This is a genomic window from Aeromonas taiwanensis, assembly GCF_000820165.1.
GTDB lineage: Bacteria > Pseudomonadota > Gammaproteobacteria > Enterobacterales > Aeromonadaceae > Aeromonas > Aeromonas taiwanensis.
In genome coordinates, this window is record NZ_CDDD01000016.1 from 1 (window position 1) to 8,448 (window position 8,448).

Sequence of the window (8,448 nt, forward strand, 5' to 3'; positions counted from 1 at the left end):
GGCCAGCACCAGCAGCCAGACCGGCGCCAGCAGGCTTGGCCGTTGCCACAGCCTCACCGCAAGCAAGGCGGCGAGGGGCGCTATCAGCGTTGTGCCCAAGAGGCTGGCCCACTGCACCGCGCGGGCCGGATCGTCTACCAACAGGTTGATAAGGCGCGCCAGCCAGATAAAGGCGGGGTAGCCCGGGAAGTGGGGGGAGAACTCCAGCACGCTGAAGCGCACCACCCCGTGGGCAAAGTTCAGGGCATCGTCGGAATCGAGGGCCACCGGGAAGGCCAGCAGCCAGCCAAGCCAGGCCAGTTGCAGCAGGAGCAGCAGGTAGGGTCCATTAACGAAGCGTAATCGACCCTGATGACGCCCCCCTTCTCCCGCAAGGGGGGAAGGGGGCAAACCGGCGTCCGGGGGCATCTATCGGCAGGCCGTGCGTCGGGTGGGTAGCGCGCAGCGAAACCCGCCGTTTGTCATTGCGAGGTGGCGCAGTGGTTGGCTGGTGGCCATCAGAGCGGCGCCAGCACGGCCATCAGCGCCTTCTCGGCATCGCTAAAGGCGGCTGGGTCGGCGGGCTTGGCCCCCACCCCGAACACTCCCGGGTTGCCGATGGCATCCAGCACCCTGGCCAGCGCCTGATCCGCGGCCTTGCGATCCCCTTCATTGAGGGAGGGGAGGATGAGATCCAGGAAGCGCTTGCTCTTGACCACCAGTACCTTGGCGGTCTGGTAGTCGCCGAGGTTCTGGGCCGCCCCCTCGAGGCGGCGCTCGATCTCCGCCTTGTAGGCGCGGTTGAGCAGGGCGGCGGTGGCGTCGGCATCCTTGGCCTGGATGGCGGCGGCCAGCGGTGCTTGCAGATCGACCTTGTGGTGCTCTTCCAGATAGGCCAGCTCCTCGGCGATCCCCTTGAGGGTCTCGCTGGCATCCTGGCCGTCACTGGCGGCGGTCAGCAGCTGTTCGCGGGCGTCGATCAGCGGCTCCTTGCCGGCGGCGGCGTAGGAGTAAGCCTGTGCTTGTCCGCTGAGGGTCAACAGCAGGGTGAGGGCGAGTAAACCCGGGCGTATGGTCATCCTGTTCTCCTTACTTATGCCAAGAGGTTATGCCAATGGCGCGGCCGCTCAGGCCACGCTCTGGGTCTCGATCACGGTATTTTCGTTGCGATGGTTATAGATGGCGTGGCGTCTGTCTACACCGTCGATCACCATGTCCGCTGCCATCAGCCCCATCTCCATGGCGGTGTCGGTGAAGATGTAGCGAAATGTCCCCTGACGGCCGGTCATGATGAGGTTGGTGATCGGCATCAGGGCCTGGATGGCTTCGTTGCGTCTGGTCTGATAACCGAGGTCCATCAGCGGATAGGCGTATTCGCTGCGTGCCTCGAAGGTCTCATCGCCAAGTTTCTGGGTATCGACGCCGAGGCTCGCCAGATCCTGAGTGACCCGGTCGCGCAGATCAGAGAGCGGCGCCTGCCAGGTGGTATCCCCCGGATTGCAGGGGATTTCCAGCATCACGGATGTTTGCCCCATCGGCGCCATAAAGGGGCTGCGCCGACGCGGCTCCTGCAAGCGGGTGGCCAGGATATGGGGGTCAGAGAGGTACTGCCAGGTGTTGTCCGACAGGTTCTCCTGTTTGAGGGGCATATTGACGAAGCGAAGCGACCGGTAGTGGAGATCGCACGGCAAGCCCAGATGCCGGCAGGTGAGCGGCAGCGGCAGGGTGGAGATCACCTGATCGAAGCGCTCGCTCTGATCGATCCCCTCCTGTTGCCAATAGACCCGTTCAACACGGCCATCGACCTGCTCGAGGCGGGTGATGGTGGCGCCGGTCTTGAGCGCCACGCCCTCTGCCACCAGCCGTTCCCCCAGGGTGGTGAAGATCTGGCCGAAGCCGTACTTGGGGTAGCGGTACTTGCGGGCATAGGTGCGCACCGAGAGGCTGCCGTTGCGCCTTGGCAGCAGGCGGCGTGCCACGTCTTTGAGATCGATCAGGCTGATGCGCTGGCCGGCCCAGTCGGCAGAAAGTTGGTCCGGGTTGATGCCCCACAGCTTGGCGGTGTAGCCCTCGAAGAACTGGCGGTAGAGGGTGCGGCCGAAGTGGCTCTGGATCCACTCGGCAAAGCTGGCTTTCGCGAAATCCTCGGGCTTTTTGGCAAAGGGCAGGAGCAGCAGATCCTTCACCGCACCGGCCATCAGGGCCAGCGGCGCCGTCTTCAGCAGGTTAGGCAGATTGAGGGGGTAGTCATAGGTGCGCCCGCCAAAGCGGATCACGCTCTTTCGCTCGGCGTGGAGCAGATCGTCTCCCATCAGCTCGTCGATGAAGGCGAGCAGCTCGGGATTCTTGGTGATGAAGCGGTGACCGCCGTAGTCGAAGCGATACTCGCCGTCGCGCCCCTGGAAGGTCTGGGTGGCGCACATGCCGCCCACGACCGGTTCCTGCTCGAACAGGGTGACCGCAAAACCGGCCTGGCAGAGGCGCCAGGCGGTCATCAGACCGGCGGGACCGGCCCCCAGCACCGCAATTTTCTTGTTGTTATCGGCCATCGATATCTATCCACAAACGAGAAAAGGGGCCTGCCGGCCCCATGTTGAAAAGGTGGCTCAAGCCTGGGCGACCGGCGCAGGCTTTGGGCTGTAGTTGCGATGCCAGAGGGTGACGAAGACCGCCAGATAGATCAGCCAGGTCGCCAGCTGCAGGCCGGCCGGGGAGGCATTGTAGCCGAACAGGGCCCGCAGGAAGGTGCCGAAGACGCCCTGATCGTCGAGAACATGGCTGATGTTGAACACAGGCGCGGTCCAGAGGGTGATGACGCCGGCCGCCTGCAGCATGTTGACGGCGGAGGAGAGCAGGCCGGCGGCGATGATGATGATGAGCAGGCCGGTCCAGCGGAAGAAGGGGGCCAGGGCCACCTTGCGGGTGGAGCGTAGCAGCCCCCACACCAGCACCATGGAGAGCAGCAGGCCCCCCAGCGCTCCCATCAGTCCCTCGTGCAGATCTACCCCCTGCCCGGAGTAGACCAGGGCGGAGAAGAAGAGCACCGTCTCGAACCCCTCGCGCATCACGGCGAGGAAGGCGAGCAGGGCGAGACCGAGCAGGTTGCCGGTGTCGATGGCGGCGTCGATGCGCGCCGTCATGGCCCCCACCTGGGACTTGGCCTGCTTCTGCATCCAGACCGCCATGTAGCTGAGCACCAGGGTGGCGAAGATGAGGATCCCCGCCATCAGCAAGTGGTTGTAGCGTTCGCTCTCGAACTGGCTCACCACCACCTGGAACAGGAAGGCCACGGCCAGGGAGGCGATGAGGCCGAGCACGACCCCCAGATAGATGAACTTGTTGTGGCGGCTCGCCCCCAGCTTGGCGAGGTAGGAGAGGCAGATGCCCACCAGCAGGAAGGCTTCCAGCCCCTCGCGCAGGGTAATGAGAAAACTTGCAAACATCAGGTTCGAGGCTCCGTGTCGGGCGTAACGGGAAGGGATTGCAGGGTGAGCTGCAACCGGTTGAGCTGCACTATGGGTGGCGCCGGCAAGCTCGGCTCGGCGGCGCGCACCGCATCACTGACCCACTTGGGGTAGGTGCGGAAATTGAGTTTGATATCGGTCTTGAAGGGCCCCTGGGCATCCGCTGGCAGCGGCCAGGCTTCATCGCGCCAGCCATCGGCCGGGATGCGGGTGTCTTCCAGCAGTTTGGCGTAGCGCCAGAACTTGAGCCCCACCGGCTTGCCCTCGGCATCGCCGAACACTTTTCTGAAGAGCCGTGCATCCTCAGGGACGGCGCCATCCACCGGCTGGCCGCTGGCAAGCACCACGCGGCCCCTGGCGTCGGTGACGGTCAGTTCCAACCAGAGCTCGCGAAAATCCGCAACCCCGGTGGGCAGGGCGTGGCCCGCGCCAACATTGGTGACCCGCACCACCAGCGCGGGCTGGCCACCCTGGTTTTCAATGCGGGCGGAGAGGGTGGCGCTTGAGCGCAAGAGCGCCAGGCTCTCCTGCTCGAGCGCGGGATTGCGCAGCCCCACCAGCTGGTGCTGGGCGCCGGTGAAGTTGTGGCGATAGAGCCGCGCCTTCATGGTGCCGTTTTCGGTGGACTGGCCGGCCACCGCATCTCCACCATTACCCGGAGTTGGGTTCATATGGCAGTCGATGCAGGTGCGCCGCTTGGCGGGGTCCTCCGCCTTGGCGAAGCTGGAGCTCTCCCACTCGTCCCAGGTGTTGACGATGTTGGCGCCGGTGCCCGGGGCAAACTCGTTGTGGCACGACTTGCACAGGGCCGCATCCCGGTAGAAATCCTTCTGGTAGGAGGCCTTGTGCATGGCGGGGCGGGCGTTGATCTGCCGCTCTGCCAGCCAGTGCTTGAGACTGCCCCCCGGGGCATCCTCGAACACATAGCTCTCCCTGTCTTTCAGATTCACGGTAAAGGCGCTGTTGCCGCCCGCATCTTCCACTTTGGTGATGCGATGGCAGAGCACGCAGCCGGTCCCTTCTTCCACCACGGGCTCGCCTGCTTTGTGTGCGGCAATGAGCGAGGCGCCGCCTTGCTCGAACATGTGGGAACCCTTGGGCAGATCCATCTGGCCGGTCAGCACCTGCTGGGGCATGTGACACCCCTGGCACCATTGACCGAAGGCTTCCCCCTCTGTTTCGCGGGCCAGGGCCTGCACCACCTTGTAGTAGGGGTGGGAGTTGCCCATCAGCCGGTGGTTGCTCTCGCTCCAGTCCGCAAACGCCTGTTGGTGGCAGTTCTGGCAGGAGGCGGAGTTGAGCCACTCTTTCGGGTGGGTGGTGGGCGCCTTGGCGGGATCGGTTCTCGGGGCGTCGAGGCGCAGCCAGTTGGCGAGATAGGGGAGGTTGCCATCACTGGTCACGAAGGCGTGCAACTCCTCCATCATCGCCCGTACCTCGGGCTGGGGCCTCGCGGGGTCGACCGGCTCGGCGCCGTCGCGACCGTCGTGGCCCATGCCGCCCTGGGTCTGCTGGGTCATGCGCAGGTATTCGCCGATAAAGTCACCCGCCACCATGTTGGCGAGGTTGGCGTGGCCGTTGATGGCATTGTCAGCGCTTTTCTGGCGATGGGCCGCCATCAGGTGGCGGTTGGTAAAGTTGAATCCGTCCAGGTGGCAGGAGTTGCAGCTCATCCAGTTGTCCCCGGCCATGGGGAAGCGGCTATTGGCCGCGGTGTTGCCGAGATTGAACAGCCGTTCGCCGCGCCTGAGGGGCTCGGGGCGGGGATCGGCTGCCACCAGCCTGGCGAAGTGGGGCAGATCCACGGTGACCCGGGCGAAGGGGCTGCTGCCACCTGTGCTGAGGCGGGTGAGATCCTGCCCCATGGCGTTGTGCACCAGGATGTGCTCGCCATCGACAAGCAAGTCGCGCGGATTCTGCCCTGGCAGGTGGCGCAGGAGCTGGGTCGCCTTGGCGCCCCCCTGGAATTTCTTGCGTCTGTGGCGGTTGCTGTTGGATTTGCCGCTGCGGGAGAGGTCGAACACCAGCAGATCTTCCGAGCCCGCCAGGGTCAGGTAGACCCGCTTGCCGTCGGCAGCGAAGCGCGCCGCGAACGGGTTGGAGACGATCTGGCTGCGGTTGCCGACGCTCGGCAGGTTGATCTGCAGGAAGAGCTGTTTTCTTTCATCGACCCGCTCTTTCTCTTCATCCAGATCGATGATGGAGACCGCCGGGAAGACGGTGCTCTGAAACTGGAAGGGGTGGTCGAAGCTCCAGAGCACGTGGGGCAGCCAGGCTTCGCGGCCATTGGGGGAGAGGGCGATGCCGTCGAGCAGGCGCGGCAAGCCTTGAGAGTCGCTCGGGGTGTCGCTGTGGGTCTCGGCCAGGGTGATCAGGCGCGGTGTGGGCAGGACGGCTTGCTTGGCACCGCCCTCCAGCTTGGTGAGATCGTAGATGGCGAGCTGGCCTGTCATGGCGTGGGTCAGCAGCAGGCGATCGTCGTCGGTCAATGCCAACCCTCGGGGCGTCTCGGCGGTGCCGGCGTCCAGCTGCAGCCTGCCTGCGGTGTCATAGGCCTGAAGGCGCCCCCCCTCGAACAGCGTGACCCAGAACCAGCGGCGCTTGGGATCGTAGATGACCCCGTAGGGTCTGTGCCCGGTAGGGATCGCCTTCTCGAGGTCAAGATCCTCGTCCAGCAGCAGCAGGCGATCGCCGGTGTAGTCGGTCACCAGCAGGGTGCCGTTCTCTGCACGGGCAATCTGGCGCAGATCACCGCCAAAGCGGGTCTCCTTGAGGCGCTTGCCTGTGTCTCGCTCCAGCAGGGTGACGGAGCTGGCGCCCAGGTTGGCCACCAGCAGGCGAGGGGCTTGCCCCTCGTCATAGGCAATCATGGCCGAGCCCATCTCCTGGGCCGAGGCGGTTCCCAGCAAGAGGACGGCGATCATCAGAGACAACAACAACTTCAACATAAGATCAGGCGCGCCATGTCAAAATGGTCCAGCGCCAGGCGTGGCGCAGCACCAGGGGAGTGAGGGCGAGGGCGCTCAGCCAGTGGGCCCAGCTGGCGAGGTTGCCGAGGCTGTCGCCCGGGGTGCCGTGCAGCACCAGCAGCAGGCCGCTCGCGAGGCACACCAGCAGCAGGCCTTCGATGATGCGCCCCGTGGTGCGCAGGAAAGGCTTGCGGCTCTTGCGCAGCAGGCTGCGATGGGAGAGCCAGAAGGCGCCGAACAGCAGGGGAAACAGGGATAGCGAGAGCACCAGATGGAGAAACAGGTTCCAGCGCGCCAGGGACCAGGCCGGGGTCAGGGGCTCCCACAGCAGCAGGCCGGAGAAAAACATCAGGTAGAGGGCGCCCTCGGCGGCCTGATGATGATAGGCCAGCCAGTGCCAGACATGTCGCGGTGAGAGGGAGAGGCTTGTCATGGGTGCTCCAGCACCCGGGCAGTTCCGCCCGGGGCGAGCAAGTTTACAATGGGGAAAGGGTAATGAAAAGAGTTATCAATTCGGCGCTTGATGAATAGATCCTGAATGAAAAGGGGTCTATTTGTGATCCGCCAGCCGTTCGGTCACCGCATAGATGAGGGCTGCCACCGAGAACGCCAGGAAGACGATGACGGACCACTTCATCTCGATCTCGTTGCCGGTACCGTCGGTCAGGAAGGCCTTGAGCACCTCGATGCCGGCGATGGTGACCAGGGAGTTGATGACGATGAGTTTGAGGGACGCGAAGTTGATCTTGCTGAGCCAGTTGTCGCCGAGGGCCGCCCGCTGCTCCGGCGTCTTGATGAACTGCACATAGCCGCAGATGGCCACCAGGATCAGCATCTGGGCCACCAGCACGAAGTCCACCAGGGTCAGCACCCCTGTGATGAGATCCAGGTAGTGAATGTCGATGATGTCGCGGCACAGGGCATAGAGCTGCATGGCGAACTTCACCATCAGGAGGGCGACACAGACAAGGATGCAGACATAGAAGGGGAACATCATCAACCGGCTGCCATTGAGCATGACGTTGAAGCGGCGCATGGGAAACTCCATCGAGGGGGAAGGAGGCAAGAATATCCGGAAAGAGGGGGCCGGGAAAGCGCCTTGGCGCCTGCCCGGCCGGGTCAGAGAGGGAAGGGGGGCAGGCCCCGGAACAGGTGCTGCAGCCCCTCGCCCCAGGCCTTGCGCAAGGCCAGGAAGTGTGGGTTGTGCTCCGTGATGCGGTGCAGGCTGGCCGCCGAGAAACTCCCTTCGGGATAGACCATGGCATCCAGGGGCAGCCCCACCGAGAGGTTGCTGCGCAGGGTCGAGTCGATGGAGATGAGGGCGCACTGCATGGCGGTCTGGAGCGGCGTCTCGAAGGTGATGATGCGATCGATGATGGGTTTGCCGTACTTGCTCTCCCCTATCTGGAAGTAGGGGGTGTCAGCACTCGCCTCGATGAAGTTGCCCTCCGGGTAGATGTGGAACAGGCGGTGGCGCTCCCCCCGGATCTGCCCCCCCAGCAGGATGTTGCAACCGAAGTTGACATGGCCCTGCTGCTGGCCCCCATCCCGGCTGATGACGGCGCGTATGGTCTGGCCGATGAGGGCGGCGGCTTCGTAGAGGCTGGGGAGGGTGAGCAGCTCCTGCCTCTGTGTCAGCAGGCTGATGACACTCTGGGTGGTGGCCAGGTTGCCCGCGCTTTGCAGCACGATCACCCTGTCTTCCCCGGTGAAGAGGTGCAGTTTGCGGAAGGTGGCGATGTGATCCACCCCCGCATTGGTGCGCGAATCGGACGCGAAGACCATGCCGTCTTGCAGGCACATGGCGACACAGTAGGTCATGGCAGTGCTCCCGCCTGAACTGTGCGTCTCATTGCTGTTGCCCATCCAGGCGGGTCACGCTGGCGTGACTTTGCAACTGCTCGCACCCGCCGCCGTAACGCACGCCGCGCACCGGGCAGGCATCCAGATAGTCCATGCCGACCGCGAGCTTGAGATGCTCGCTGGGGGAGCAGGCCTGGTTGGTGACGTCAAAGGTGTGCCAGCGCGCCTCTATC

7 protein-coding genes and 2 pseudogenes are annotated in these 8,448 nt (G+C 64.3%); all 9 read right to left on the bottom strand.

Going from position 1 to position 8,448, the window contains the following annotated elements:
• Positions 1-318: pseudogene (locus BN1136_RS03445) on the bottom strand (hypothetical protein); the annotation flags it as partial.
• 179 nt (positions 319-497) lie between these two features.
• A complete protein-coding gene (locus tag BN1136_RS03450) occupies positions 498-1,058 on the bottom strand; it encodes a hypothetical protein (protein WP_043761272.1) in 561 nt (186 codons plus the stop codon).
• 48 nt (positions 1,059-1,106) lie between these two features.
• Positions 1,107-2,528 carry an FAD-dependent oxidoreductase gene (locus BN1136_RS03455; RefSeq protein WP_043761271.1) on the bottom strand — a complete coding sequence of 474 codons (1,422 nt, stop codon included), beginning with the start codon at positions 2,526-2,528 and terminating at the stop codon, positions 1,107-1,109.
• 57 nt (positions 2,529-2,585) lie between these two features.
• Entirely contained in the window at positions 2,586-3,422 is an 837-nt protein-coding gene (locus tag BN1136_RS03460; RefSeq protein ID WP_043761270.1) for an FTR1 family iron permease, read from the bottom strand.
• A complete protein-coding gene (locus BN1136_RS03465; RefSeq protein WP_043761269.1) occupies positions 3,422-6,391 on the bottom strand; it encodes a YncE family protein in 2,970 nt (989 codons plus the stop codon). The genes BN1136_RS03460 and BN1136_RS03465 overlap by 1 nt, the downstream gene beginning before the upstream one ends.
• Positions 6,392-6,395: 4 nt before the next feature.
• On the bottom strand, positions 6,396-6,845 hold the full coding sequence (locus BN1136_RS03470) for a hypothetical protein (protein WP_043761268.1): 450 nt from the start codon (positions 6,843-6,845) through the stop codon (positions 6,396-6,398).
• A gap of 117 nt (positions 6,846-6,962) precedes the next feature.
• The gene (locus BN1136_RS03475; protein ID WP_043761265.1) at positions 6,963-7,448 is read right to left on the bottom strand and encodes a YqhA family protein; all 486 of its coding nucleotides are present in this window, start codon (positions 7,446-7,448) and stop codon (positions 6,963-6,965) included.
• A gap of 83 nt (positions 7,449-7,531) precedes the next feature.
• Positions 7,532-8,233: a proteasome-type protease gene (locus tag BN1136_RS03480; RefSeq protein WP_043761263.1), complete on the bottom strand. Its 702-nt coding sequence runs from the start codon at positions 8,231-8,233 to the stop codon at positions 7,532-7,534.
• A 28-nt stretch (positions 8,234-8,261) separates the two neighbouring features.
• A pseudogene (locus BN1136_RS20350) lies at positions 8,262-8,448 on the bottom strand (transglutaminase family protein); the annotation flags it as partial.

Coding starts and splice junctions, on each gene's coding strand:
- BN1136_RS03450 (WP_043761272.1), bottom strand. CDS start 1,058: ATGACCATACGCCCGGGTTTACTCGCCCTCACCCTGCTGTTGACCCTC.
- BN1136_RS03455 (WP_043761271.1), bottom strand. CDS start 2,528: ATGGCCGATAACAACAAGAAAATTGCGGTGCTGGGGGCCGGTCCCGCC.
- BN1136_RS03460 (WP_043761270.1), bottom strand. CDS start 3,422: ATGTTTGCAAGTTTTCTCATTACCCTGCGCGAGGGGCTGGAAGCCTTC.
- BN1136_RS03465 (WP_043761269.1), bottom strand. CDS start 6,391: ATGTTGAAGTTGTTGTTGTCTCTGATGATCGCCGTCCTCTTGCTGGGA.
- BN1136_RS03470 (WP_043761268.1), bottom strand. CDS start 6,845: ATGACAAGCCTCTCCCTCTCACCGCGACATGTCTGGCACTGGCTGGCC.
- BN1136_RS03475 (WP_043761265.1), bottom strand. CDS start 7,448: ATGCGCCGCTTCAACGTCATGCTCAATGGCAGCCGGTTGATGATGTTC.
- BN1136_RS03480 (WP_043761263.1), bottom strand. CDS start 8,233: ATGACCTACTGTGTCGCCATGTGCCTGCAAGACGGCATGGTCTTCGCG.